The sequence below is a fragment of the Pseudomonas mendocina genome (assembly GCF_003008615.1).
GTDB classification, from domain to species: domain Bacteria; phylum Pseudomonadota; class Gammaproteobacteria; order Pseudomonadales; family Pseudomonadaceae; genus Aquipseudomonas; species Aquipseudomonas mendocina_C.
This window is the reverse complement of record NZ_CP027657.1, coordinates 5,357,596-5,380,767: the sequence shown is the minus strand read 5'-3', so window position 1 is coordinate 5,380,767 and position 23,172 is coordinate 5,357,596. Positions and strand designations below refer to the sequence as shown.

Genomic DNA, 23,172 nt, shown 5'->3' with positions numbered 1-23,172 from the left:
CTGGTCGTGAGCGGCAGGGCGTTGCTTCGGCTTGCCGGGTTGTCGGCGGCATCGGGGGATGCCGCCGACGGAGGCCCTTTGTGTCCGTCAATGGCTTCCGGCGCCCTTGAGCAGGTCGCTCTCGTTCCACTCGCTGTAGACGCAGCTTTCCGCCGCCTGCCAGCGTACCCGTACCGTGCTGCCCGGTTGGGGCGAAGCGCTGGCGCCGGACAGTGCCTTGAGCGTCATGCGGCAGCCGCCTGCGGTGATCACGCTGCAGGTCAGGCTATCGCCGAGAAAGACGATTTCCTCGACCCGTGCAGCGATCTCGTTGCAGCCGGCCGGCAGCGGCGTCTGTTCGGCCTCCTGCTGAGTCAGCAGCATGGCTTTCTCCGGGCGCACCATCAGCACCACGTCCTGGCCCGTGTGCAGGTTGGCGGTGGGGCGAATGGCCAGCGGCTGGTTCTCGAACGTCACCGCTGCGGCGCCCTGCACCTTGGCCCGGAGGAAGTTGGAGTTACCGAGGAAGGAAGCGACGAAGGCATTCGGTGGGTTCTGGTAGAGGTCGTAGCCGCTGCCCAGGCCGACGATCCTGCCGTGGCTGAAGATGGCGATACGCTGCGACAGGCGCATGGCCTCTTCCTGGTCGTGGGTGACGTAGACGATGGTGATGCCCAGGCGACGGTGCAGGTGGCGCAGTTCGTCCTGCAGGTCTTCGCGCAGTTTCTTGTCGAGGGCGCCGAGCGGCTCGTCCATCAGCAGGATGCGCGGCTCGTAGACCAGGGCGCGGGCGATGGCCACGCGTTGCTGCTGGCCGCCGGAGAGCTGTGCCGGGCGGCGATGGGCAAAGGCTTCGAGCTGCACCAGCTTGAGCATGGCGTCGACCTTGCGCTTCTGCTCGTCGGCGCCGAGCTTGCGGATGCCCAGGGGGAAGGCGATGTTGTCGCGCACGTTCAGGTGCGGGAACAGCGAATAGCGCTGGAACACCATGCCGATGCCGCGTTTGTGCGGCGGCACGTTGATCAGCGATTTGCCATCCACCAGGATCTCCCCGGAACTGGGCGTTTCGAAACCGGCGAGCATCGACAGCGTGGTGCTCTTGCCCGAGCCGCTGGAACCTAGGAAGGTGAGGAACTCACCTTCCTGAATGTCCAGGTTGATGTTGTCGACGGCGGCGAAGTCGCCGTAGTGCTTGTTCAGGTCGCGCAGGCTGACCAGCGGCTTCTGGTTGTATTTTTCTTGGAGTACGGCACTCATCTCGCTTACCTCGTCGGTCAGGCGCGGATTTCGCTGCGCCGACGGATGACGGCGGCAACGATCATGATCAATAGGGAAAGGCCGATCAGCAGCGTCGACGCGACGGCGATCACCGGGGTCAGATCCTGGCGCAGGGTCGTCCACATCTTCACTGGCAAGGTCTGCAGGCTGGGGCTGGCCATCATCACGCTCAGTACCACTTCGTCCCAGGACACCAGGAAGGCGAACAGCGCGCCGGCCATCATGCCGGGGCGGATCGCCGGGAAGGTCACCTTGACGATCGCCTGCAGGCGCGAGGCGCCACAGATCACAGCGGCATCCTCGATGGACTGGTCGAACAGCTTCAGCGAGTTGATGATCGAGATGATGGTGAAGGGCAGGGCGACGATCACGTGGCTGATCACGAAGGCCAGCAGCGTGCCGGTGTAGCCAAGCTTGAGGAACAGCGCGTAGACGGCCACGGCGATGATCACCAGCGGCACTATCATCGGCAGGGTGAACAGCGCGTACAGCAGCTCACGGCCCGGGAACTTGCCGCGCACCAGGGCGAAGGCGCAGGGCAGGCCCAGGGCCAGCGCGCAGACGGTGGTCAGCAGGGCGACCTTGAGGCTGGTGTAGGCGGCCTGCATCCAGTCGGGGTTGGAGAAGAACTGTTCGTACCATTTCAGCGTCCAGCCCGGTGGCGGGAATACCAGCCACTGCGAGGAGCCGAACGACAACAGCACGATGAAGACGATGGGCAGCAGCAGGAATGCGGCGATCGCACCTGTCGTCAGGAACAGGCCCGCCCGCAGGCGTGGCCCCATGGCATTCGGTGAAAGCAGCATGGCTTACCTCGCGGTACTGGAGGCGACCGGGGATTCCGGTTGCAGCTTCAGGTAGGCGTAGAACAGCAGCAGGGTGATGGCGATCAGCAACGCGGCGGCGGCGCTGGCCAGGCCCCAGTTGAGGAAGGACTGCACCTGCTGGATGATGAATTCCGGCAGCATCATGTTCTGTGCACCGCCGAGCAGTGCCGGGGTGACGTAGTAACCCAGCGACATCACGAAGACCATCAGCCCGCCGGAGAACAGGCCCGGTCGGCACAGTGGCAGGAACACCCGGAAGAAGTTGGTCCACGGGCTGGCGCCGCAGATCGAGCCAGCCTGCAGCACCATCGGGTCGATGGCGCTCATGGTGGCCTGCAGCGGCAGCACGATGAACGGAATCATGATGTAGCTCATGCCGATCACCACGCCGGTCAGGTTGTGCACCATCTCCAGCGGTTGATCGGTCAGCCCGAGCCACATCAGGATCGAATTGATCACTCCCGAGCCCTGCAGCAGCACCAGCCAGGCATAGGTGCGCGCCAGCAGGCTGGTCCACATCGACAGCAGAACGATGCTCAGCAGCCAGCGGCCCCAGCCGCGTGGCACCAGGGTGATCACCCAGGCCAGCGGAAAGCCCAGCAGCACGCTGATCAGGGTAACCAGGCCGGCGACCGTGAAGGTGTTGAGCAACACCCGCGAATAGGCCGAGTTGGCGAACAACGCTTCATAGTTGGCCAACCCTGGCTCGGGCTCCAGCACGCCGCGCAGCAGCAACCCGACCAGCGGGGCGATGAAGCACAGCATCAGGAACAGCAGGGCTGGAACCAGGGGCGTGAACCCACGCCAGCGCAGCAAGCGAGCCGGGCGGCTTGCGCCGCCGGCGGATGACGAGGTCAACGGCACGGCGGCTGCTTTCATTTGACCAGCCACTCGTTCCAACGCGCGGCGATCTCGTTCCCGTGCTCGGCCCAGTAGGCGAAGTCCAGGGTCACCTGCTCGGATGCATGGGCAGTCGGTAGGCTGGGGGCCAGCTCAGGCTCCAGCTGGCTGACCGAGTCGAGGTTGACCGGCGCGTAGGCAGTCAGGTTGGCGAATTCGGCCTGGCCGGCGGCGCCACTGGCGGCGGCCAGGAACTTCATGGCCGCATCCTTGTTCTTGGCGCCCTTGGGAATGACCAGGAAATCGGCCATAACCAGGTTCTGTTTCCAGCTCACGCCCACCGAGGCGCCTTCCTGTTCCAGTGCGTGGATGCGGCCGTTCCAGAACTGACCCAGGCTGACTTCGCCGGAGGCGAGCAGTTGCTGCGACTGGGCGCCGCCACCCCACCAGACAATGTCCTTCTTGATGCTGTCGAGCTTCTTGAAGGCGCGGTCGAGGTCGAGCGGGTAGAGCTTGTCGGGCGTTACGCCATCGGCCAGCAAGGCCAGTTCCAGTACGCCGGGGCTCGGCCACTTGTACAGGGCGCGCTTGCCGGGGTAGGTGGCGGTGTCGAACAGCGCTGACCAATCCTGCGGCTGCTTGTCACCCAGGCGATGTGCGTTGTAACCGAGCACGAAGGAGAAGAAGAAGGAGCCGACGCCGTGGTCGGAGACGAAGCGCGGGTCTATGCGGTCGCGCTGGATCACGCTGAAGTCGAGGGGTTCGAGCAGACCTTCGCGTGCGGCGCGCAGGGCGAAGTCGGCCTCGACGTCGACCACGTCCCACTGCACGTTGCCGCTGTCGACCATGGCCTTGAGCTTGCCGTAGTCGGTGGGGCCGTCCTGCAGCACCTTGATCCCGGTTTCCTGGGTGAAGGGTTCGGCCCAGGCGCTCTTCTGCGCGTCTTGAGTGGTACCGCCCCAACTGACGAAGCTGAGGCTATCGCTGGCCGTGGCGGCCGTGGCGGCCAGGCCCATGATCGTGGCGCCGATGACCGTGGTTAACGTCTTCTTGAACACCATCTTGCTTGCCCTCGTTTGTTGTGTTTTTACGCAAGCGGGCGATTGTTCACGCCCGCCTTCAGGGAGCAGTGACCCCATCTCGGGGTGTGTTAAGTCTGGCCGTGGCAGGGGCTTTCTTGGCGTTGTGCGGGTACGTCTGCCAGGTTATCGGCCTATGGAATATCATATTATGGTATTCCAAAAAATATGCAAGCGGCCTTCCGCTTGATCACGCCATGCACCGTGCGCAATAACAGTCCTCGGAAGCCCTTAAGTTATTGGTTTTCAGGCCGATTTATATACGTGAGCATTCGCTCGCGCGTCCTTTCCCGACCTTTCTGCCTAGGAGCTCATAATGAGCTGGCTCGACAACGCCAAACTGGCGACCAAACTGATTTCTGCTTTCGTTCTTTCTGCCTTGATCACGTTGATCATCGGCGCCTTGGGTAGCAATGGCATCGGCCAGCTATCGAACGCACTGCAGCTGGTGTTCTCCAACAATTTGGTATCCGTGGCCAAGGTCAACAACGTCAACTCGTCGCTCGTGGCGCAGCAGCGCGATCTCTATCGCCTGCTCAGTCTGACGGTAGCCCAGGAGCCGCAGTCTGCTCGTGATCAGGTCATCGACAGCCTGCGAGTAAGCGGCCAGGAAGCGGCCAAGGATTTTGCCGACTATCGCGCCACGCTTCTGGCGGATGACGAGCGTGTTGCCGGCGACAAGATGGAGCGCGACTGGCCCACCTACAACGCGACGGTGGCCCGCGTTCTGCAACTGCTGGATCAAGGGCAGACCAACGAAGCCAGCGGGCTCATCAATGGTGATCTGCGTCAGCAGTTCACTGCGCTGAGCGAGAATCTGGCGATCATCATCGACTCCAACAACCGGCAGGCATCGGAAGGGGCACAGGCCGCCAAGGCACTGGAAAGCTCGGCCAACATGATGCTTTACGCTGGTGTGATCATTGCCTTCGTGCTGGCCCTCGGCCTGGGCTTGCTGATCACCCGCAATGTCGCCGCGCCCATCGCCGCTGCGGTGGTCAGCGCGCAGCGTGTGGCCGAGGGTGACCTGACCGTGCAGATCGACAGCGCTCGCCAGGACGAAGCGGGTCAGCTGCTGCGTGCCCTGGGCAGCATGCAGGGCAGCCTGCGTCGTACCCTGCAGGAGATTGCCGGGGCGGCCGACCAGCTGGCCTCGGCTGCCGAGGAACTGAGTGCGGTGACCGATGAGAGCACCCGCGGTCTGGTACGGCAGAACGACGAGATCCAGCAGGCTGCCACAGCGGTCAACGAGATGACAGTGGCCGTTGAAGAGGTGGCGCGCAACGCCGTCTCCACTTCCGAAGCTTCGCGCGGTGCCAATCAGGAGGCCGAGGGTGGGCGTGATCGCGCCCGCGAAGCGGCGCAGGCCGTCAATGGCATGGTGCGTGAGCTGGGTGCTTCCAGCTCGACCGTGCAGACCCTGGCCGAGCAGGTGCGCAACATCGGCAACGTGGTCGACGTGATTCGTGGTATCGCCGAGCAGACCAACCTGCTGGCGCTCAACGCGGCCATCGAGGCCGCGCGTGCAGGTGAGCAGGGCCGTGGCTTCGCCGTGGTAGCCGACGAAGTGCGTGCTCTGGCGGCGCGTACGCAGACGTCCACTGGCGAGATCGAGTCGATCATCGGCACCGTGCAGAGCACGGCCGAGCAGGCCGTTCGTTCCATGGGGCAGAGTCAGGAACTGGCGCAGAATACCCAGAGCCTGGCACAGCAGGCCGGCGAAGCGCTGGAGCGCATCACTCAGGCCGTCGCCGGGATCAACGAGCGCAACCTGGTGATCGCCAGCGCCGCTGAAGAGCAGGCCCAGGTGGCACGGGAGGTGGATCGCAATCTGGTGAACATCCAGGAACTGTCGACCCAGACAGCCGCCGGTGCCAATCAGACCAGTGCCTCCAGTCAGGACCTGTCGCGCCTGGCCGTGTCCTTCAATCAGATGGTGGCACGCTTCAGGCTGTAATCGGCTCGAAGGGGAGGCTTTCCACGACCTCCAGGTCATAGCCGGTCAGGCCCGCGTACTTCAGTGGCGGGCCCAGATGGCGCAGTTTGCCGACGCCCAGATCCTGCAGGATCTGGGCACCGGTACCGACTTCGGAATAGATGCGTGACTGCGAGCGGCTGAACTGCTTGCGTGGTTGCGTCAGCTGCGGCACGCGCTCGAGCAGCGCCTGCGAGGATTCGTTGTTGGCCAGCACCACCACCACGCCGTGGCCGGTTTCGGCGACTTTCTGCAGGGCCGCCCACAGCGTCCAGTTCTGCGGGCCGTTGTACTCGGCACCGACCAGATCGCGCAGCGGGTCGATCACATGGACGCGTACCAGAGTAGACTGATCGCGCTGAATATCGCCCATGACCATGGCCATGTGCACGCCGCCTTCGATGCGATCCTCAAAGGTGACCAGGCGGAAGGTGCCATGCACCGTCGGCAGCTCGCGCTCGCCAATGCGCTCGACCGTGTGTTCGGTGCTCAGCCGGTAATGGATGAGGTCGGCGATGGTGCCGATCTTGATGCCATGCTTGGCCGCAAAGGCTTCCAGCTCCGGCCGACGGGCCATGCTGCCGTCATCGTTCATCACCTCTACGATCACCGAGGCCGGGCTGAAACCGGCCAGGCGTGCCAGATCACAACCCGCCTCGGTGTGCCCGGCGCGGGTCAGCACGCCACCTTCACGGGCGCGCAAGGGGAAGATGTGCCCCGGTTGCACCAGGTCATCGGCTACGGCGCCGGGGGCGACGGCGGTGAGCACCGTATGGCAGCGGTCGGCCGCCGAGATACCGGTGGTCACGCCTTGCGCCGCTTCGATGGAGATGGTGAACGCCGTGCTGTAGGCGCTGCCGTTGGCAGGCACCATCTGTTCGAGGCCGAGGCGCTGGCAGTGTTCTTCCGTCAGGGTCAGGCAGATCAGACCGCGGGCTTCGCGGGCCATGAAATTGATCGCGGCGGGCGTGCACCGTTCGGCGGCCAGCAGCAGGTCGCCTTCGTTCTCGCGATCTTCGTCATCGACCAGCAGCACCATCTTGCCCTGGCGGTAATCTTCGATGATCTCTTCGATGGAATTGAACGGCATGGCAGGCACCTGATGGAGTAGGGTATTGTGTTTATTGGTATACCATAATACGCATTGCTCGCAAATTACGGAGGTGAAGATGAAGGGGTACTGGATCGCGCATGTGGATGTGACGGATGCGCAGCAATACGCTGAATACACCCGCCGCGCGCCGGCTGCGTTCGCCTTGTATGGCGGGCGCTTCCTGGCCCGTGGCGGGCGTTCGCAGGCGCTGGAAGGGCGCGAGACGCCGCAGCGCAGTGTGGTCATCGAGTTCGATTCCTACGAACAGGCGCTGGTCTGCTACCGCTCGGCCGAATACCAGGACGCCTGCGTGCATCGTCAGGGCGTGGCGAACGCAGAGGTGATCATCGTCGAGGGGATCGAGGCGTAGTCCGGAATGCATCCAGGCTGCGTGGTGAGACGGTGCGCATGGCGCACCCTACGGTGAACGGGTGATCAGCCGTAGCCCGGATGCAATCCGGGGTGCGCCGTCCATGAGTATTCCCGGATTTCATCCGGGCTACAGGGCGCGGTCAGCGGATGAAGTGCACCTTGCCGGTGTCGTCGTTGCCCATGTAGATGCCATAGACACCGGCCTGGCGTTCCTCGATGTAGCGTTCGAGAATCTGCCGGATGGCCGGGTAATAGATGGCATCCCAGGGGATTTCCTCGGGGGCGAAGAAACGGTAGTCCAGGGTCTCCGGCCCATGCTGGCCGGTGATCTCCAGCGCGCAGGCGCGGAAGATGATGTACACCTCGCTGATGCGCGGGACGCTGAAGATGGAGTAGGGCGAGAGGATCTCGGCGCGCACGCCGGCTTCTTCCCAGACCTCGCGCAGGGCTGCCTGTTCGGTGGTTTCGCCGTTTTCCATGAAGCCGGCCGGCAGCGTCCAGGTGCCCGGGCGCGGTGGAATGGCGCGTTGGCACAGCAGGTACTTGCCGTCGCGCTCGATGATGCAGCCGGCGATGATCTTGGGGTTCTCGTAGTGGATGTAGCTACAGCCACCACAGATCAGTCGTGCATGCGTGTCCCCGTCGGGTTGCCGGCGGCTCAGATCGGCTGAGCCGCACTGCGGGCAGAAGCGCGGGGCAGGCATGGCATCAGCGTCCGATGCGCGGCTCTTGCAGGGCGATGGGGGTGACGAAGTCGCGCACTTCACCCGGCTCGGCCTGCTTGGAGCGTAGGTAATCCAGCGCGACCTTGGCGGCGGCGCGCACGTGATCAACCGATGCCTGGTGCGCGGCCAGCGGATCGCCGCTCTTGATCGCCTCGACGATGTGCTCCATTTCCTTGTTGCTGCTGCCGCGACGGTTGACCTGAGACACCGAGGTGGCACGCAGGTAGCTGATACGTGCCTGCAACTGGCGCAACTGAGTGGCGGCGATCTGGTTGCCGGAGCCTTCCAGCAGCACGTCGTAGAAACCCTGCACGGAATCGAGTACCTGCTGCAGGTCGCCGCTTTCGAGGGTCTTGCGGTTGTCTTCCAGGGCCTTCTCCAGGGCACGAATGTCCTTGGGTTTGGCGTTGAGGGTGAAGAGCTGGACGATCAGGCCCTCGAGCACGCAGCGCAGTTCGTAGAGATCGCGGGCGTCTTCCAGGGTGATGATGGCCACGCGTGGGCCCTTGCTTCCGGCGAATTCCACCAGGCCTTCGGACTCCAGGTGGCGAAGGGCTTCGCGTACCGAGGTGCGACTGACGCCCAGGCGCTCGCAGAGGTCGCGTTCCACCAGGCGATCACCCGGCAGCAGTTGGAAGTTCATGATGGCGCCACGCAACTTGTCGAGCACGATTTCGCGCAGGGTGATGGGGTTGCGATTGACCTTGAAGCTGTCGTCGAGTGGCAGGCGTTTCATGGGGTCCGCTCTTGTGTGGCTATCCGTAAGAAAACAACGAAGGAGCACTCACGGGTGCTCCTTCGTCAGTTCTGCTGGCCCTGTTCTTGCGCCTCCGCTTCTGCGAAGGCTTCCCGAGCGATGCGGAAGCTGTCCACTGCGGCAGGAACACCGCAATAGATGCCGACCTGCAGCAGGATCTCGCGGATCTGCTCACGGCTCAGGCCGTTACGCAGGGCACCGCGAATGTGCAGTTTCAGCTCGTGCGGGCGATTGAGGGCCGAAATCATTGCCAAGTTTATCATGCTGCGTTCTTTCAGCGATAAACCGTCGCGCCCCCATACATGACCCCAACAGTACTCGGTCACCAGCTCCTGCAGCGGCCGGTTGAAGTCGTCTGCGTTCTGCAGCGATTGGTTGACGTAGGCCTCGCCCAGCACCTGGGTGCGAATGGCCAGGCCTTTCTCGTACTTCTCGTTGCTCATGTTCTCGTCCTCAATGTGGGTCACAGCCCGCCCATCAGGGTGTATTTGATTTCCAGGTAGTCTTCGATGCCGTACTTCGAGCCTTCACGGCCCAGGCCGGAGGACTTTATCCCACCGAACGGCGCCACCTCGGTGGAGATCAGCCCTTCGTTGATGCCGACCATGCCGTACTCCAGCGCCTCGCTCATGCGCCAGGCTCGGCCCAGGTCGCGGGTATAGCAGTAGGCGGCCAGGCCATATTCGGTGTCGTTGGCCAGGTGAACCGCTTCGGCCTCGTCGTGGAAGCGGAACACGGCAGCCAGGGGGCCGAAGGTTTCCTCGCGGGCGACCTTCATCTCGACCGTGGCACCGGCCAGCACCGTCGGTAGGTAGAAGCCGTGGCCCAGTGGGTGGCGCTCGCCGCCGCACACCAGTCGGGCACCTTTGCTCAGGGCATCGTGCACGTGATCCTCGACCTTCTGCACGGCGCGCTCGTTGATCAGCGGGCCAAGCTTGACGCCGCTTTCGAAGCCATCGCCAATCGCGAGTTCGCCGACTCGCTCGGCCAGGTGGGCGACGAAGGCGTCGTGTATGCCGTCCTGTACCAGGAAGCGGTTGACGCAGACGCAGGTCTGGCCGTTGTTGCGGTACTTGGCGATCAGCGCACCCTCGACCGCCTTCTCCAGGTCGGCGTCATCGAAGACGATGAACGGCGCGTTGCCGCCCAGCTCCAGCGAGACCTTTTTCAAGGTGTTGGCCGACTGCGCCATCAGCAGCTTGCCGATGGGCGTCGAGCCGGTGAAGGAGAGCTTGCGCACGTCGGCGCTGGCGGTCAGCTCGCCACCGATGGCCACGGCGTCGCCGGTGACGACATTGAGAAGGCCGGCGGGGATACCGGCCTGTTCGGCGAGGGCCACGAGGGCGAGGGCGGTGAAGGGGGTTTCCGGCGCCGGCTTGACGATGCACGGACAACCGGCGGCCAGCGCCGGGCCGACCTTGCGGGTGATCATCGCCGCCGGGAAGTTCCACGGTGTGATCGCCGCGACCACGCCGATCGGCTCCTTGCTCACGACGATGCGCGCATCGCCCTTGTGGCTGGGAATGGTGTCGCCGTAGATACGCTTGGCTTCCTCGGCGAACCACTCGATGAAGCTGGCGGCATAGAGAATCTCGCCTTTGGCTTCAGCCAATGGCTTGCCCTGTTCCTGGGTGAGAATTTCGGCCAGGGCGTCGCTGTGCTCGATGATCAATCCGTACCAGCGCTTGAGCAGCTCGCTGCGCTGCTTGGCGGTCAATGCGCGCCAGGCCGGCCATGCGCGGTTGGCGGCCGCGATGGCCTGGCGGGTTTCGGCGGCGCCCATGTTCGGCACGGTACCGATCTGCTGACCATTGGCGGGGTTGAATATGGCGCAGGTCGAGCCGTCCCGGGCATCGAGCCACTGGCCGTCGATGAAAGCCTGCTGGCGAAACAATGAGGTCATGGCAGCTCCGTGAAAGTGGCGCATGAACGAAAGGGCTATGGCACGAGTAGGGTGGGCCGTGCGCACCAGAAGTCCACATGGCCATGGCGCGCATGGCGCACCCTGCAGTGCACAAGCCATCGAATAAAAAAGGCCGCTACCGAGGGGGCTGGCGCGGCCAAGGAATCAGGCAATGTGCGGCAAGGCGCCGAGTTTGCCGCGGTGATAGAGCATCGGCGTCACCTCCTGCTCGGGCAGGATCAGGTTCTTCACGGCGCCGACGATGATGGCGTGGTCGCCACCGTCGTACTCGCGCCACAGCTCGCATTCGATGATGGCGGTGGCCTTGGAAAGCAGCGGGTTGCCCAGCTCGCTCAGGTGCCACTCGATGCCTTTGGTCTTGTCCTTGCCCTTCTTGGCGAAGGCATAGGCCTCGGCCTGCTGGTCGGCGCACAGCAGGTGGATGGCGAAACGCTTGCTGTCGCGCAGGATCGGGTAGGTGTCCGAGGCGTAGTTGGGGCAGAACAGCACCAGCGCCGGGTCGATGGACAGGGCGCTGAAGGCGCTGGCGGTGATGCCGACGATGTCGCCTTCGCTGTCCAGGGTGGTCACCACGGTGACACCGGACGGGAAGGAGCCCATCACTTCTTTATAGATACCGGGTTCGATCATGATGCTGGTCTCTCAACGCATGACGAAGGGATCAGGCATGGGCGCCTGCGAGAGGTTGATCCACACCGTTTTCAGCTCGGTATAGGCCAGCACCGAATCGATGCCGCTCTCGCGGCCGTAGCCGCTGTTGTTGAAGCCGCCGATGGGCGCCATGGCCGAGACCGCGCGGTAGGTGTTGACCCAGATGATGCCCGAGCGCACGCCCTTGGCCATGCGATGAGCACGGCCCAGGTCGCGTGTCCAGATGCCGGCGGCCAGACCGAACTGCGAGTCGTTGGCCATGGCCAATGCTTCGGCCTCGTCCTTGAAGCGGATCACCGAGGCCACGGGGCCGAAGACCTCTTCCTGCATGATCTTCATCGAGTGGTCGTTGCACTCGAACAGGGTCGGCTCGTAGTACCAGCCCTTGCCGTCGATTGCCGGGCGCTTGCCACCCAGGCGCAGGCGCGCGCCTTCGGCGATGGCATCGGCCACCAGGCTTTCGACCACGGCCAGTTGCTGCGCGGTGGCCATCGGGCCCATTTCGCTGGCGTCGTCCTGCGGGCTGCCGATGCGGATGCGCTTGGCGCGTTCGATCAGGCGTTCGACGAATTCGTCGTAAATCGCGTCCTGCACCAGCAGGCGCGAGCCGGCCACACAGCTTTGCCCGGAGGCGGCATAGATGCCGGCCACGGCGCCGTTGATGGCGCTGTCCAGGTCGGCGTCGGCGAAGATGATGTTCGGCGACTTGCCGCCCAGTTCCAGGCTCAGCTTGGCGAAGTTCTCGGCACTGGCGCGCACCACGTGGCGCGCGGTGGCGGCGCCGCCGGTGAAGGCGATCTTGCGCACCAGCGGGTGACGGGTGAGCGCGGCGCCGGTACTTGGGCCGTAACCGGTGACCACGTTGACCACGCCGGCCGGGAAGCCCGCTTCGAGGGCCAGACGGGCCAGTTCGAGAATGGTCGCCGAGGCGTGTTCCGAGGGCTTGAGCACGATGGTGTTGCCAGCGGCCAGGGCCGGGGCGAGCTTGATGGCGGTCAGGTACAGCGGGCTGTTCCAGGGAATGATGCCGGCCACCACGCCAATCGGTTCGTGGGTGGTGTAGGCGAACATATCCGGCTTGTCGAGGGGCAGGGTACCGCCTTCGAGTTTGTCGGCCAGGCCGGCTGTGTAGTGGAAGAACTCCGGCAGGTAGCCAACCTGGCCGCGGGTTTCGCGGATCAGCTTGCCGTTGTCGCGGCTTTCCAGCTGTGCCAGGTGTTCCTTGTTCTCGGCGATCAAGTCGCCCAGGCGGCGCAACAGCTTGCCCCGAGCTGTGGCGGTGATGCCGCGCCACACCGGGCTTTCGAAAGCTTTCTGGGCGGCCTGCACGGCACGCTCGACATCGTCTTCGCCGGCGTCGGGCAGCTCTGCCCAGGCCTCGGCCAGCGCCGGATTGAGGCTCTGGAAGGTCTTGCCGGACAGGGCGTCGACCCACTGTCCGTCTATGCACATCTGGAAGCGTGCGAGTGTCATGCGACGATCCCTTTTGTCTGGTTCTTGAAGGCCTGGGCCCGCTGCAGGAAATCCAGCAGCACCTGGTTGACCAGGCGGGGCGATTCCACCGGCATCATGTGCCGTTGTTCATCGAGTATGGCGACCTGGGCGCCCGGAATGTGACTGGCCAGCTGGCGCGCCATCTCCGGCGTCGAGCCGGGATCCAGCTCGCCAGTGGCGACCAGGGTCGGCGCCTGGATGCTGCCCAGATCCTCGACGCGGTACATGTCCTGGGTGGCGAATAGTTCGTAGGTGGTCAGGTAGCCCAGTGGATCATTGCCGGCCAGGGTCTGGCGAATGGCGGCGATCTGCGCCGGGTTGGCCGCCTGGTACTCGCGACTGAACCAGCGCGACAGCGCCGCTTCGGCATTGGCGTCCGGTCCGTGTTCGGCGGCCTGACGGGTGCGCTCGATCACGCCGGCGCGCTGCTCGGCGCTGCGATTGAACACGCTGTTGAGAATTACCAGGCTCTCCAGCAACTGCGGATGGTGCAGGGCGAACGCGCGCGCCACCAGGCCACCCATGGAGAAGCCGATGACGCTCACGCACGGCAATGCGAGGTGTTCGAGCAGTTCGCGCAGTTGTTCGGCATAGCCTTCCAGGCCGGTGCCCGGCGCCGGGCGCGGGCTGTTGCCGTGGCCGAGCATATCGTAGGCGATGACCTGGAAGTGTGGAGCCAGGCCGACGATCTGACCGCCCCACATTTCCTTGTTGAGGCCGACCCCGTGGATCAGCACCACGGGATGGCCCTGACCGGTCTCCAGGTAACTGGTGCCGGCTGGCGTGCGTTCAGCGGTGAGCCGAATCATTGCGTGCTCCTGCCCAAGGTTGGCATTACTGGGCCTTCTCGGCGGCCAGTTCTTCCAGGTCGATATAGCGGTTGCCGATGCGCGGATGCAGGCGACCGCCGTCGGAGGCGCCCAGCACCACGATGATCTCGTCGGCACGCGGTGCATCCTCGATCTGCATTTCCAGGGTGATGTAGTGCGAGCGCAGACCTTCATCGTCCTTGTGCATCATCGGGATCTGGATCGAGGTGCCCGGGCCGCCGCGCTTGTTGGTGAAGGAGAGGTAGCTCTTGGCCTTGACCGCTTCACGGTAGTGATTGCCGAAGCGCAGGGTGTGGATCACGGCGGAAGCATGCTCGATCTCACCTTCGGCACCCACCACGGCAGCTTTGCCGTAGGCCTCGATCTTATCGGCACCGCCGATGGCGGCGGTCAGACGCTCGACCATCAACGCGCCCAGCTCGGAGCAGTTGGCCTTGATCTCGGGCTTGAGATCCTCGACGAAACCGCGCCCTAGCCAGGGGTTTTTGATGACCACGGCCAGGCCCACCATGGTCACCGGCTTGTCGGTGGCCTTGCCACCCTCGATGCGAGTTTCTTCGAGGTAGGTGACGATCTTGCGGATTTCGAAACTCATGTGCGATGCGCTCCTGGGGCGATGGGTCATTGTTCTTGTATCATGGTATACCATAATACCGATTGCGCAAGTCAAGCACTCGCAGAAGCTTTCTGCCGGCTGGTTGAGCGGTGATGACTGGCATCCTGCGAGCGTTGAATCTTAATTATGGTTTATGGTATGCCGTGATATGTTGCGGGGCTGGCCATCCTCCAGAAGCGTCTTCGCGGATTGCCTCGGTGTGTCAGGTGGTTGTGGAGTCGTGCCTGGTTCGGCATCCACGCCTGCCTGCGTCGCCCCCTTGGTTGCACAACAAGAATAAGGAGGCTCCTGTGAGCGTACGCCCTGACTCGCTCCTCGAACGCTGGTTCGCGGGAGCCAGCCCGATCATGGCGATGGCTGCGTTGGCGACCTTGATGATCGCCAGCTGGTTCGTCACCTCGCCGATTCGGCGACCCTGGTGATCTGTCCCCCTCTGTCCATGGGCAACCCGAACTCGTCGCGCAGATGGGGTATCGGTCTGGGGGGGGGCGACGGTGTTGCTGCTGGCCGGTGGGCTCCAGGCTGCCACCATCGCTGCTAGTGCTAGTGCTAGTGCTGATCTGCTATCGCATGGTCAAGGCACTGCATCAGCAAGAGCAGGCCGTGGCGACTTCACGTGAGGCCCTGGCTAATCTGTCTGTGCGTGGTTCGCAGTCAGTAGATTTTCTTGGCCAATAAAAAGCCCGCGCATGGGGCGCGGGCTTTTCGTGTCGCTGCGAACTCAGGCGATGCGGTAATTCAACACGCTGTCCTGTTCCTTGAGCGTCTTGCGCAGGTCGGCCGGAATGTTGCCGGCGCGTACGGCCAGCTCCAGGCGAATCTCTTCCAGGCTCTGGGCAAAGGCATTCTGGTCGGCGATCTGTGGTTTGGCCAGGACGCGGCTGTAGACGGTGCTGTCGCTCTCGTCGAGCAGGGCGAGGATGATGCTGCCATCCGGGCGCGGCGAGCTGAAGCTGGCACGCAGCGGATTGAACAGGTGATCGACGAGCTGTTGGTTGGTGAGTTCCATGTCCTACTCCATCCTGAGGTTGGTCACGTTCGACCTCGGGATGGTCGATTGGTTCAAGCGACGAGCGACTGGCGGGTGCGCTCGATCACCTGTTGCAGCGACTCGTCGTTGTACTGGCCGGGGTAGAGGCGTTGGCTGTACTGGGCGATGCCGGTCTTGTCGACCAGGGTAAAGCTGAAGCTGCCCTTGCGCGTTGCCTGGATACGGCAGTCGAACGGGGCGAAGGCGTGAGTCAGCGTGCTGATGGCTTTCTGAATTTGATGTTGAGCATTCATTTTTCTAGGTATTTCCTTTAAAGCATGTGCGCTTCGTTGCGCGTGGTGTAGCTCCATGTGGTTGGCCGAAAAACGGCCATGGCATGTCAACCGATCGGAGCTTGATTAGCACGATAAAGTTCCATTGTTACGGTTCTTCGGCGTGGTCGGTACGTCGGAGGCAGGCAAAGGAACCGCGCCGATAAACGGCGAGTCGGCCTGATCAGTCAGCAGATGGGATCGGGGAGGGCGGCAGCGCGGGGATGCGCTAGACGTTGAACCTGGAAACCAGCGAGGGGGCGCAAAGGCCTTAATGACTTACAGCGTGGTACGAACGGCGCGGATGATAATCCTTTGTTCAAGAAATAACCAGCGCTATTTCTCAGGCCAGAGCAATGCCGTTTCATACATGTGGGTGGCGGATGCAATTTGCTGGTTGCTCCGCTAGGATTAGCCCACTTTTGCTTTCCTCATATGACGGTTTTCCATGAGTTATCAGGTTCTTGCACGTAAATGGCGTCCACGCTCGTTCCGCGAAATGGTCGGCCAGACGCATGTGCTCAAAGCCCTGATCAATGCCCTGGACAGCCAGCGGCTGCACCACGCCTACCTGTTCACCGGTACGCGCGGGGTGGGCAAGACCACCATTGCGCGGATCATCGCCAAGTGCCTGAACTGCGAAACCGGTATCAGCTCAACCCCCTGTGGCACCTGTTCGGTGTGCCGGGAGATCGATGAGGGGCGCTTCGTCGACCTGATCGAAGTGGACGCTGCCAGCCGCACCAAGGTCGAAGATACCCGTGAACTGCTCGACAACGTGCAGTACTCGCCGAGCCGTGGGCGCTTCAAGGTCTACCTGATCGACGAAGTGCACATGCTCTCCACCAGCTCCTTCAACGCCCTGTTGAAGACGCTGGAAGAGCCGCCGCCCCACGTCAAATTCCTCCTCGCCACCACCGACCCGCAGAAATTGCCGGTCACCGTGCTGTCGCGCTGTTTGCAGTTCTCGCTGAAGAACATGCCGCCAGAGCGCGTGGTCGAGCACTTGACCCACGTGCTGACCGCCGAGAACGTGCCATTCGAGGACGACGCCCTGTGGCTGCTGGGCCGCGCTGCCGATGGTTCTATGCGCGACGCCATGAGCCTGACCGACCAGGCCATCGCTTTCGGCGAAGGCAAGGTGCTGGCGGCCGACGTGCGCGCCATGCTCGGTACGCTCGATCATGGCCAGGTCTATGGCGTACTGCACGCGCTGATAGAAGGTGATGCTCGGGCACTGATCGAGGCGGTGCGTCACCTGGCCGAGCAGGGGCCGGACTGGAATGGCGTGCTGTCGGAAATGCTCAACGTCCTGCACCGCGTGGCCATAGCCCAGGCGCTGCCGGAGGCCGTCGACAACGGCCAGGGCGACCGCGAGCGCGTACTGCAACTGGCCCAGGCGCTGCCGGCCGAAGATGTGCAGTTCTACTATCAGATGGGCTTGATTGGCCGTCGTGATCTACCGCTGGCGCCTGAACCGCGCGGCGGCTTCGAGATGGTGCTGCTGCGCATGTTGGCTTTCCGCCCGGCAGGAGGCGACGATGCGCCCAAGGTCACGCTAAAGCCCTTGGGGATCAGCCAGGCCACTGCTGATTCCCAACAAGGCCCAGTGGCCGGCACCGCTATGCCGGCTCCCGTGGTTTCTGCTCCAGCTCCCGTCGTCGCTGCGGCGGCTGCAATCGCTCCTGTTGCTCCTGCTGCGGTTGAGCCCAGCCCTGTGGTGCCGGCCCCGAGTGTTACACCTGTTGTAAGTGAGCCGGTTCGGCCTGTTGACGTGCCTGTAGCGCCGGCCGCTAACCTGCCCGCCGAGCCCGAGCCCGAGCCCGAGCCCGAGCCCGAGCCCGAGCCCGCTGCTCCAGTGGTGGATGTGCCTTGGGAAACCGCCAGGGCTGCTGAGCCTGTCGCCGAGCCCGTTCAGCCTGTTGCCCCGGCTGAGCCGGAGATCAAAGCCGTAGAGCCTCGCGTCGAGCAGGTTGCACCGGTTGAAATGTCGGTTCCGAGCGAGATCGCACAGCCATTAGCCGATGCGGAGGCGGGTGATGACGAGCCACCGCCCGGTGACTACGACTACGTCGAAATGGACGCCGAAACCCTCGATTACGATTTTGGCCATGCCGAAACTGCGGCGCCCGTAGTCGAAGAACCGCTGCCGGCCGCCAAACCGGCTACCGGTCTGGCGGCAGAGTGGCTGTCACTGTTCCCGCAGCTTGGCCTGGGCGGCATGACCGGCAGCATCGCCGCTAACTGCACCCTGATCGAAGCCAATGGTGACGACTGGCTGCTGCACCTGGATCCGGCGCACAGTGCACTGTTCAACCCGACCCAGCATCGGCGTCTGAATGATGCGCTGAACCAGCAGCAGGGGCGCAGCATCAAATTACGTATCGAGTTGTGCAAGCCCGAGCAGGAAACTCCGGCGCAGGCCGCTGCGCGTCGCCGCGCCGATCGCCAGCGCAGCGCCGAGGCCTCCATTCACGCCGACCCGCTGGTGCAGCAAATGATTCAGCAGTTCGCCGCCAAGGTACGCGACGACAGTATCGAACCTATCGATGCGCCCAGCTAACCGGTCGTTTCAACGATTTGTTTAACCCCGAACACCGAGGATACCGACATGATGAAAGGTGGCATGGCAGGCCTGATGAAGCAGGCTCAGCAAATGCAGGAAAAAATGCAGAAGATGCAGGAAGAGCTGGCCAATGCCGAAGTCACCGGCCAGTCCGGCGCCGGTCTGGTCAGCGTGGTGATGACCGGTCGTCACGACGTCAAGCGCATCACCCTGGATGACAGCCTGATGCAGGAAGACAAGGAAGTGCTGGAAGACCTGATCGCCGCAGCCGTCAACGACGCCGTGCGCAAGGTCGAGCAGAACAGCCAGGAGAAGATGTCCGGTATGACCGCAGGGATGCAGCTCCCCCCCGGCTTCAAAATGCCCTTCTGAGCATGTGACGCCCAGCCGGCACGCATTACTGCGTTGCGAAAGGCCCCGAGCATCCTCATTTACAGATGTAAACTCCGGTGCTCGGGGCCTTTCGCGCCTTGTACTGCGTACCGTCTGATCGCCCCGTGGTAATGGTGTGCGAAGCGCACCCGTTCGTAGGGTGGGCTTTAGCCCACCAGATCATTGCCCGCCAACCTTTGCAGGACTTCCATGAGCTTCAGCCCCCTTATTCGCCAGTTGATCGACTCCCTGCGTATCCTGCCCGGCGTGGGGCAGAAGACTGCGCAACGCATGGCGCTGCAACTGCTCGAGCGTGATCGCAGCGGTGGTCAGCGTCTGGCGCAGGCGTTGAATGCGGCGATGGAGGGCGTGGGGCACTGCAAGCGCTGTCGCAGCCTGAGCGAGGACGAGGTGTGCCAGCTCTGCCTGGACGAACGCCGCGACGACAGTTTGCTGTGCGTGGTGGAAGGCCCGATGGACGTGCATGCCGTGGAGCAGACCGGGTATCGCGGGCGCTATTTCGTGCTCAAGGGGCATCTGTCGCCGCTCGATGGCCTGGGCCCGGAGGCCATTGGTATTCCAGCGTTGCTGGAGCGTATCGAGGCCGGTGCTTTCAGCGAAGTGATCCTGGCGACCAATCCGACGGTAGAGGGCGAGGCCACGGCGCACTACATCGCGCAGATTCTTGCTGGCAAAGGTCTGGTTGCCTCGCGTATTGCCCACGGCATGCCACTTGGTGGTGAGCTGGAGCTGGTCGATGGCGGCACCTTGGCGCATGCACTGGCCGGTCGGCGTCCGATCAGCCTCTGAACCATCAGCCCCTTCTATTCGGAGTGCCTGTGATCAACGACACTCTGCGCCGTATGAGTCTGCTGTTCCTGCTGGTAGCGCCTGTGGCTGCGCAGGCCGCCCAATGCCCCAGCGGCCAGATCCAGGTCTGCCTGGGGGCTTCCTGCCTATGCGTGCCGGATCCAGTGCAGGTGCGCGAAGACGGCCTGAACATGGCTGCAGCCCGTCTCGAAGCCTGGTTGCTGCAATCGCGCCAGGCTGCGCTGCGCGCCGGTACCGAGCCGATTCCCTTGATGATCCGCGCACAGCTGGCGCCGTTCTACGATGATGCGTTGCTCGATGAGGTGCGCTACCGCGTCGGCATCACCGACGAGATGGACGCCGCCACCGTCATGCTGCAGAACCCCGATGTGCAGGCCGTGACGCTGGTCGATGTGGTGGTGTTTCGCGATGCCGAGGCCGCTGCCCAGGATGCGGCACTGTGGGCGCATGAACTCTGGCATGTGCAGCAGTATCGCGAGTGGGGCACCGATGGCTTCGCCCAGCGTTACACCCGCAATTTCCAATCGGTGGAAGGGCCTGCCTACGAGATGGGCGAGCGCGTGAGAAAGGCGCTGCGCGAACAGAAATGAAACGCTCGCTTGAAAACCAAGCAAGCGCTAGGTTAGGGTGGCCGAAACAATAACGGGAGTACCCGCATGGCCGCCCCTCTGTCGTATTTCGATCAATCCCACCAACTGGTTCGTGATTCCGTTCGGCGTTTCGTCGAGCGCGAGATCCTGCCGCATATCGACGAGTGGGAGGAGGCCGAGGAATTCCCTCGCGAGCTGTACCTCAAGGCAGGCGCAGCAGGCGTCCTCGGTATCGGTTACCCGGAGCAGTACGGCGGCAGTCACGAGGGTGACGTGTTCGCCAAGGTGGCGGCCAGCGAGGAGCTGATGCGCAGCGGCTCCGGTGGCCTGGTGGCTGGGCTCGGCTCGCTGGACATCGGCTTGCCGCCCATCGTCAAGTGGGCCAAGCCCGCCGTGCGCGAGCGCGTGGTGCCGCAGGTGCTGGCTGGCGAGAAGATTATGGCGCTGGCGGTGACCGAGCCTTCCGGTGGCTCCGATGTCGCCAACCTCAAGACCCGCGCCGTGCGCGACGGCGATCACTACCGTATCAATGGCAGCAAGACCTTCATCACCAGTGGTGTGCGTGCCGATTACTACACGGTCGCGGTGCGCACCGGCGGCGAAGGTTTCGGCGGCGTCAGCCTGCTGCTGGTAGAGAAGGGTACGCCGGGCTTCACCGTCGGGCGCAAGCTAAAGAAGATGGGCTGGTGGGCTTCGGATACCGCCGAGCTGTTCTTCGACGACTGCCAGGTGCCAGTGGAGAACCTGATCGGTGTGGAGAACGCCGGTTTCGCCTGCATCATGGCCAATTTCCAGAGCGAACGCCTGAGCCTGGCAATCATGGCCAACATGACCGCGCAACTGGCACTGGAAGAATCCATGAAGTGGGCGCGCGAGCGCCAGGCCTTCGGCAAGCCGGTGGGCAAGTTCCAGGTACTCAAACACCGCCTGGCCGAGATGGCCACGCAACTGGAGGTTTCCCGCGAGTTCACCTACCGCCAGGCGGCGCAGAGGGCAGCCGGCAGGAGTGTGATCAAGGAAATTTCCATGGCCAAGAACTTCGCCACCGATATCGCCGACCGCCTGACCTACGACGCCGTGCAGATCATGGGCGGGATGGGTTACATGCGTGAGAGCCTGGTCGAACGCCTGTACCGCGACAACCGTATCCTCTCCATCGGCGGCGGCACGCGGGAAATCATGAACGAGATCATTGCCAAGCAGATGGGGCTGTAGCCGCTGCCGTGGGAGGGGCTTTAGCCGCGAACGGCCTAAACAAGACGAAAAAGCTCGCCGCTAAAGCGCCTCCTACGATCAGGATGCTTGCTGATTCTGTGCTACCTGGCGCAGGCGTGCGATATCGCGCTGCGGCGGTGCGCCGAACAGGCGGCTGTACTCGCGGCTGAACTGCGAGGGGCTTTCGTAGCCGACGCGGTAACTGGCTGCTGCGGCCTCGAGGTTGTCGCACAGCATCAGTCGACGGGCCTCCTGCAAACGCAGCTGCTTCTGGTACTGCAGGGGACTGAACGCGGTGACGGCCTTGAAACGATGGTGCAGGGTCGACGGGCTCAGGTTCACCTCGCGGGCCAGTTCCTCGATACGCAGGGGCTGGTCGAAGTTCTTGCGCAGCCATTCGATGGCGCGGGAGATACGTTGGCTCTGGCTGTCGGCGATCACGATCTCATGCAGGCGATGGCCCTGCGGGCTGAGCAGCATGCGATAGAAAATCTCGCGCAAGGCCAATGGCGCGAGCATGGCGATGTCGCGCGGGGTTTCCAGCAGGCGCAGCAGGCGAATGACTGCGTCCAGCAGGCGAGGGTCGAGGCGATCGAGAAACAGCGCGCGCTGTGAGGCAGCATCCGGTGCCGGAATGGGCGGCATCTCGGTGAGCAGGCTGCTGATCAGTGCAGGATCGATCTCCAGGGCGATGCTCAGGTAAGGCGCGTCCGGGCTGGCTTCGATCACCCGGCCGGTCACCGGTAGTACCACCGATGCCACCAGATAATTCAGCGGATCATAGACATAGAGCTCGTCGCCCAGGCGGATCTCCTTGCGACCCTGGGCGATGATGCACAGGCACGGATCGTAGACTGTCTGCATCGGTAGGCTCGGGGTGGTGGCGCGCGCCAGCTTCAAGCCGGGAACGGCGGTGAGGTGCAGGCCGTCCTCAGGGACGAAACGCTCGACCAGGCGCGCCATTTCGTGGCTCAGTTCGGCAAGGGGAGTGTCGAGGTTGGTGGCGGTGTGAATGGGTGACTGCATGGCGAGCCTCCGAAAAGTCAGCGAAGCCTAGCCAGGTTTTTCAGGCAAGTCATGAGGGGCGGCAGGATTAGGCAAATATTTGCCAGTAATGGGCAAATGGCCAGTGATACAGAGTATTTCAAGAAGTCTGGCTGTCCGCTGCACCCACCTGGTGCGATTTTCTGGTGTGCAGTTTTAGGCAAGAATTTGCCATGAATCGACTAACGTCTTCGTGACCTTCTCCCTAATCTCTGTAGCCATCGCGTCGTACCTCTGTGTTGATGCGAGCAATGCCATCCCGTTGAGCCAGGAGGAGGGAGACCATGTCCAACAAATGGCTGATCGCGCCGCTGACTCTTTTACTGCTAGCCACTGCCTGGCTCGACTCCAAGGTCGGTGCACGCGTGGTTTTCGATGAGCCGAACGCAGCGCCCCATGTCCTGCAGCGAAATGCTGCCGGTATGTACTGAGCGATTCCAGGAGGTTGCCATGAGCATCATTCACCGTATGACCATTCGTGCTCGTCATGACCGTTCGATCCGGTTGGGACAGTGCCTGGCCCGGTTGGACGAAATCGGCCGTGACATTCCCGGTTGTCTGCGTCTGCGGGTTTTCCCACTGCGTGGTGACCCGCTGACCTGGCAGGTGGAAGGGCAGTGGCACTCGGTTGCGGCACGCGAAGCTTTCCTTGGTAGCGAAGGCCTGCGCCTGGTATTGGCGCAAGCGATCAATGAAGGGCTGTTCACCCATCTCGACTGTACGGTGGAGTTGCAACAACAGGTCGCCTGAGCCGCTCAGGCTTGCCTTTGTGAATTTATCTCTATAGATTTTCATGAAATTAATTATTTTAA

General features: G+C 63.2%; 26 protein-coding genes. 10 read left to right on the top strand and 16 right to left on the bottom strand.

The window, feature by feature from the left end; all coding sequences use genetic code 11:
- Nucleotides 1-87: 87 nt before the first annotated feature.
- From C7A17_RS24990 to C7A17_RS24975, 4 genes are read right to left on the bottom strand one after another with little or no spacing between them, the layout of a single operon-like run.
- Nucleotides 88-1,236: an ABC transporter ATP-binding protein gene (locus tag C7A17_RS24990; protein ID WP_106741873.1), complete on the bottom strand. Its 1,149-nt coding sequence runs from the start codon at nucleotides 1,234-1,236 to the stop codon at nucleotides 88-90.
- Nucleotides 1,237-1,253: 17 nt separating this feature from the next.
- On the bottom strand, nucleotides 1,254-2,063 hold the full coding sequence (locus C7A17_RS24985; RefSeq protein ID WP_106741870.1) for an ABC transporter permease: 810 nt from the start codon (nucleotides 2,061-2,063) through the stop codon (nucleotides 1,254-1,256).
- A gap of 3 nt (nucleotides 2,064-2,066) precedes the next feature.
- The gene (locus tag C7A17_RS24980) at nucleotides 2,067-2,975 is read right to left on the bottom strand and encodes an ABC transporter permease (RefSeq protein ID WP_106741868.1); all 909 of its coding nucleotides are present in this window, start codon (nucleotides 2,973-2,975) and stop codon (nucleotides 2,067-2,069) included.
- The gene (locus C7A17_RS24975) at nucleotides 2,960-3,985 is read right to left on the bottom strand and encodes an ABC transporter substrate-binding protein (RefSeq protein WP_106741866.1); all 1,026 of its coding nucleotides are present in this window, start codon (nucleotides 3,983-3,985) and stop codon (nucleotides 2,960-2,962) included. The genes C7A17_RS24980 and C7A17_RS24975 overlap by 16 nt, the downstream gene beginning before the upstream one ends.
- 334 nt (nucleotides 3,986-4,319) lie before the next feature.
- On the opposite strand from C7A17_RS24975, the gene C7A17_RS24970 reads away from it, so the two are divergent.
- On the top strand, nucleotides 4,320-5,960 hold the full coding sequence (locus C7A17_RS24970) for a methyl-accepting chemotaxis protein (RefSeq protein ID WP_106741863.1): 1,641 nt from the start codon (nucleotides 4,320-4,322) through the stop codon (nucleotides 5,958-5,960).
- Here C7A17_RS24970 and ribBA read toward each other — a convergent pair.
- Nucleotides 5,950-7,068 carry a bifunctional 3,4-dihydroxy-2-butanone-4-phosphate synthase/GTP cyclohydrolase II gene (gene ribBA / locus C7A17_RS24965; protein WP_106741860.1) on the bottom strand — a complete coding sequence of 373 codons (1,119 nt, stop codon included), beginning with the start codon at nucleotides 7,066-7,068 and terminating at the stop codon, nucleotides 5,950-5,952. The two genes, C7A17_RS24970 and ribBA, sit on opposite strands and share 11 nt — an antisense overlap.
- 79 nt (nucleotides 7,069-7,147) lie before the next feature.
- Between ribBA and C7A17_RS24960 the strand changes: the two genes are divergently transcribed.
- The gene (locus C7A17_RS24960) at nucleotides 7,148-7,441 is read left to right on the top strand and encodes a DUF1330 domain-containing protein (RefSeq protein WP_106741857.1); all 294 of its coding nucleotides are present in this window, start codon (nucleotides 7,148-7,150) and stop codon (nucleotides 7,439-7,441) included.
- Between the two features lie 142 nt (nucleotides 7,442-7,583).
- Here C7A17_RS24960 and C7A17_RS24955 read toward each other — a convergent pair whose 3' ends face one another.
- The 8 genes from C7A17_RS24955 to C7A17_RS24920 form a co-directional block, all read right to left on the bottom strand.
- The gene (locus C7A17_RS24955) at nucleotides 7,584-8,147 is read right to left on the bottom strand and encodes an NUDIX hydrolase (RefSeq protein ID WP_106741855.1); all 564 of its coding nucleotides are present in this window, start codon (nucleotides 8,145-8,147) and stop codon (nucleotides 7,584-7,586) included.
- Between the two features lie 4 nt (nucleotides 8,148-8,151).
- A complete protein-coding gene (locus C7A17_RS24950) occupies nucleotides 8,152-8,904 on the bottom strand; it encodes a GntR family transcriptional regulator (RefSeq protein ID WP_106741852.1) in 753 nt (250 codons plus the stop codon).
- Between the two features lie 65 nt (nucleotides 8,905-8,969).
- A complete protein-coding gene (locus C7A17_RS24945; protein WP_106741849.1) occupies nucleotides 8,970-9,368 on the bottom strand; it encodes a carboxymuconolactone decarboxylase family protein in 399 nt (132 codons plus the stop codon).
- Nucleotides 9,369-9,388: 20 nt separating this feature from the next.
- Nucleotides 9,389-10,828, bottom strand: coding sequence for an NAD-dependent succinate-semialdehyde dehydrogenase (locus C7A17_RS24940; RefSeq protein ID WP_106741846.1), 1,440 nt, complete (start codon nucleotides 10,826-10,828; stop codon nucleotides 9,389-9,391).
- 165 nt (nucleotides 10,829-10,993) lie between these two features.
- A complete protein-coding gene (locus C7A17_RS24935; protein ID WP_106741844.1) occupies nucleotides 10,994-11,479 on the bottom strand; it encodes a flavin reductase family protein in 486 nt (161 codons plus the stop codon).
- 12 nt (nucleotides 11,480-11,491) lie between these two features.
- Nucleotides 11,492-12,973 carry an aldehyde dehydrogenase gene (locus tag C7A17_RS24930; RefSeq protein WP_106741842.1) on the bottom strand — a complete coding sequence of 494 codons (1,482 nt, stop codon included), beginning with the start codon at nucleotides 12,971-12,973 and terminating at the stop codon, nucleotides 11,492-11,494.
- Complete coding sequence (locus C7A17_RS24925; RefSeq protein WP_106741839.1) at nucleotides 12,970-13,803, bottom strand: alpha/beta fold hydrolase; 834 nt, start codon at nucleotides 13,801-13,803, stop codon at nucleotides 12,970-12,972. The genes C7A17_RS24930 and C7A17_RS24925 overlap by 4 nt, the downstream gene beginning before the upstream one ends.
- 25 nt (nucleotides 13,804-13,828) lie before the next feature.
- Nucleotides 13,829-14,419, bottom strand: a complete 591-nt coding sequence (locus tag C7A17_RS24920) for an amino acid synthesis family protein (protein ID WP_106741836.1) — start codon at nucleotides 14,417-14,419, stop codon at nucleotides 13,829-13,831.
- Between the two features lie 311 nt (nucleotides 14,420-14,730).
- Here C7A17_RS24920 and C7A17_RS27225 point away from each other — a divergent pair, with 311 nt between their 5' ends.
- A complete protein-coding gene (locus C7A17_RS27225; protein WP_267895733.1) occupies nucleotides 14,731-14,862 on the top strand; it encodes a hypothetical protein in 132 nt (43 codons plus the stop codon).
- A gap of 299 nt (nucleotides 14,863-15,161) precedes the next feature.
- Here the strand turns inward: C7A17_RS27225 and C7A17_RS24915 are convergent, their stop codons facing one another.
- Both C7A17_RS24915 and C7A17_RS24910 read right to left on the bottom strand, forming a co-directional pair.
- On the bottom strand, nucleotides 15,162-15,449 hold the full coding sequence (locus C7A17_RS24915) for a DUF3509 domain-containing protein (RefSeq protein ID WP_074940379.1): 288 nt from the start codon (nucleotides 15,447-15,449) through the stop codon (nucleotides 15,162-15,164).
- A 53-nt stretch (nucleotides 15,450-15,502) separates the two neighbouring features.
- Nucleotides 15,503-15,724 carry a hypothetical protein gene (locus C7A17_RS24910; RefSeq protein ID WP_106741834.1) on the bottom strand — a complete coding sequence of 74 codons (222 nt, stop codon included), beginning with the start codon at nucleotides 15,722-15,724 and terminating at the stop codon, nucleotides 15,503-15,505.
- Between the two features lie 466 nt (nucleotides 15,725-16,190).
- Between C7A17_RS24910 and dnaX the strand changes: the two genes are divergently transcribed.
- The 5 genes from dnaX (at nucleotide 16,191) to C7A17_RS24885 (ending at nucleotide 21,316) form a co-directional block, all read left to right on the top strand.
- The gene (gene dnaX, locus C7A17_RS24905; RefSeq protein ID WP_106741831.1) at nucleotides 16,191-18,305 is read left to right on the top strand and encodes a DNA polymerase III subunit gamma/tau; all 2,115 of its coding nucleotides are present in this window, start codon (nucleotides 16,191-16,193) and stop codon (nucleotides 18,303-18,305) included.
- Nucleotides 18,306-18,353: 48 nt separating this feature from the next.
- Nucleotides 18,354-18,680 (top strand): YbaB/EbfC family nucleoid-associated protein, encoded by a 327-nt coding sequence (locus C7A17_RS24900; RefSeq protein WP_003460931.1) that lies wholly within the window; start codon nucleotides 18,354-18,356, stop codon nucleotides 18,678-18,680.
- A 210-nt stretch (nucleotides 18,681-18,890) separates the two neighbouring features.
- Complete coding sequence (gene recR / locus C7A17_RS24895; RefSeq protein WP_106741828.1) at nucleotides 18,891-19,490, top strand: recombination mediator RecR; 600 nt, start codon at nucleotides 18,891-18,893, stop codon at nucleotides 19,488-19,490.
- Nucleotides 19,491-19,519: 29 nt separating this feature from the next.
- A complete protein-coding gene (locus C7A17_RS24890; RefSeq protein WP_106741825.1) occupies nucleotides 19,520-20,101 on the top strand; it encodes an eCIS core domain-containing protein in 582 nt (193 codons plus the stop codon).
- Nucleotides 20,102-20,167: 66 nt separating this feature from the next.
- On the top strand, nucleotides 20,168-21,316 hold the full coding sequence (locus C7A17_RS24885) for an acyl-CoA dehydrogenase family protein (RefSeq protein ID WP_106741823.1): 1,149 nt from the start codon (nucleotides 20,168-20,170) through the stop codon (nucleotides 21,314-21,316).
- Between the two features lie 78 nt (nucleotides 21,317-21,394).
- Here C7A17_RS24885 and C7A17_RS24880 read toward each other — a convergent pair whose 3' ends face one another.
- On the bottom strand, nucleotides 21,395-22,342 hold the full coding sequence (locus tag C7A17_RS24880) for an AraC family transcriptional regulator (RefSeq protein WP_106741820.1): 948 nt from the start codon (nucleotides 22,340-22,342) through the stop codon (nucleotides 21,395-21,397).
- Between the two features lie 302 nt (nucleotides 22,343-22,644).
- On the opposite strand from C7A17_RS24880, the gene C7A17_RS26990 reads away from it, so the two are divergent.
- Together C7A17_RS26990 and C7A17_RS24875 are read left to right on the top strand one after the other, a co-directional pair.
- On the top strand, nucleotides 22,645-22,791 hold the full coding sequence (locus C7A17_RS26990) for a hypothetical protein (RefSeq protein WP_199796372.1): 147 nt from the start codon (nucleotides 22,645-22,647) through the stop codon (nucleotides 22,789-22,791).
- A 19-nt stretch (nucleotides 22,792-22,810) separates the two neighbouring features.
- On the top strand, nucleotides 22,811-23,110 hold the full coding sequence (locus tag C7A17_RS24875; RefSeq protein ID WP_106741817.1) for an antibiotic biosynthesis monooxygenase: 300 nt from the start codon (nucleotides 22,811-22,813) through the stop codon (nucleotides 23,108-23,110).
- Nucleotides 23,111-23,172 lie beyond the last annotated feature (62 nt).

Excerpts from the sequence above, each read along its gene's own strand:
- C7A17_RS24920 (WP_106741836.1), bottom strand. The coding sequence starts at position 14,419 with ATGAGTTTCGAAATCCGCAAGATCGTCACCTACCTCGAAGAAACTCGC.
- C7A17_RS24915 (WP_074940379.1), bottom strand. The coding sequence starts at position 15,449 with ATGGAACTCACCAACCAACAGCTCGTCGATCACCTGTTCAATCCGCTG.
- C7A17_RS24910 (WP_106741834.1), bottom strand. The coding sequence starts at position 15,724 with ATGAATGCTCAACATCAAATTCAGAAAGCCATCAGCACGCTGACTCAC.
- C7A17_RS24975 (WP_106741866.1), bottom strand. The coding sequence starts at position 3,985 with ATGGTGTTCAAGAAGACGTTAACCACGGTCATCGGCGCCACGATCATG.
- C7A17_RS24885 (WP_106741823.1), top strand. The coding sequence starts at position 20,168 with ATGGCCGCCCCTCTGTCGTATTTCGATCAATCCCACCAACTGGTTCGT.
- C7A17_RS24935 (WP_106741844.1), bottom strand. The coding sequence starts at position 11,479 with ATGATCGAACCCGGTATCTATAAAGAAGTGATGGGCTCCTTCCCGTCC.
- C7A17_RS24990 (WP_106741873.1), bottom strand. The coding sequence starts at position 1,236 with ATGAGTGCCGTACTCCAAGAAAAATACAACCAGAAGCCGCTGGTCAGC.
- C7A17_RS24945 (WP_106741849.1), bottom strand. The coding sequence starts at position 9,368 with ATGAGCAACGAGAAGTACGAGAAAGGCCTGGCCATTCGCACCCAGGTG.
- C7A17_RS24930 (WP_106741842.1), bottom strand. The coding sequence starts at position 12,973 with ATGACACTCGCACGCTTCCAGATGTGCATAGACGGACAGTGGGTCGAC.
- C7A17_RS24940 (WP_106741846.1), bottom strand. The coding sequence starts at position 10,828 with ATGACCTCATTGTTTCGCCAGCAGGCTTTCATCGACGGCCAGTGGCTC.
- C7A17_RS26990 (WP_199796372.1), top strand. The coding sequence starts at position 22,645 with ATGTCCAACAAATGGCTGATCGCGCCGCTGACTCTTTTACTGCTAGCC.
- dnaX (WP_106741831.1), top strand. The coding sequence starts at position 16,191 with ATGAGTTATCAGGTTCTTGCACGTAAATGGCGTCCACGCTCGTTCCGC.
- C7A17_RS24900 (WP_003460931.1), top strand. The coding sequence starts at position 18,354 with ATGATGAAAGGTGGCATGGCAGGCCTGATGAAGCAGGCTCAGCAAATG.
- C7A17_RS24880 (WP_106741820.1), bottom strand. The coding sequence starts at position 22,342 with ATGCAGTCACCCATTCACACCGCCACCAACCTCGACACTCCCCTTGCC.
- C7A17_RS24950 (WP_106741852.1), bottom strand. The coding sequence starts at position 8,904 with ATGAAACGCCTGCCACTCGACGACAGCTTCAAGGTCAATCGCAACCCC.
- C7A17_RS24985 (WP_106741870.1), bottom strand. The coding sequence starts at position 2,063 with ATGCTGCTTTCACCGAATGCCATGGGGCCACGCCTGCGGGCGGGCCTG.
- C7A17_RS24970 (WP_106741863.1), top strand. The coding sequence starts at position 4,320 with ATGAGCTGGCTCGACAACGCCAAACTGGCGACCAAACTGATTTCTGCT.
- recR (WP_106741828.1), top strand. The coding sequence starts at position 18,891 with ATGAGCTTCAGCCCCCTTATTCGCCAGTTGATCGACTCCCTGCGTATC.
- C7A17_RS24955 (WP_106741855.1), bottom strand. The coding sequence starts at position 8,147 with ATGCCTGCCCCGCGCTTCTGCCCGCAGTGCGGCTCAGCCGATCTGAGC.
- C7A17_RS24925 (WP_106741839.1), bottom strand. The coding sequence starts at position 13,803 with ATGATTCGGCTCACCGCTGAACGCACGCCAGCCGGCACCAGTTACCTG.
- C7A17_RS24875 (WP_106741817.1), top strand. The coding sequence starts at position 22,811 with ATGAGCATCATTCACCGTATGACCATTCGTGCTCGTCATGACCGTTCG.
- ribBA (WP_106741860.1), bottom strand. The coding sequence starts at position 7,068 with ATGCCGTTCAATTCCATCGAAGAGATCATCGAAGATTACCGCCAGGGC.
- C7A17_RS24960 (WP_106741857.1), top strand. The coding sequence starts at position 7,148 with ATGAAGGGGTACTGGATCGCGCATGTGGATGTGACGGATGCGCAGCAA.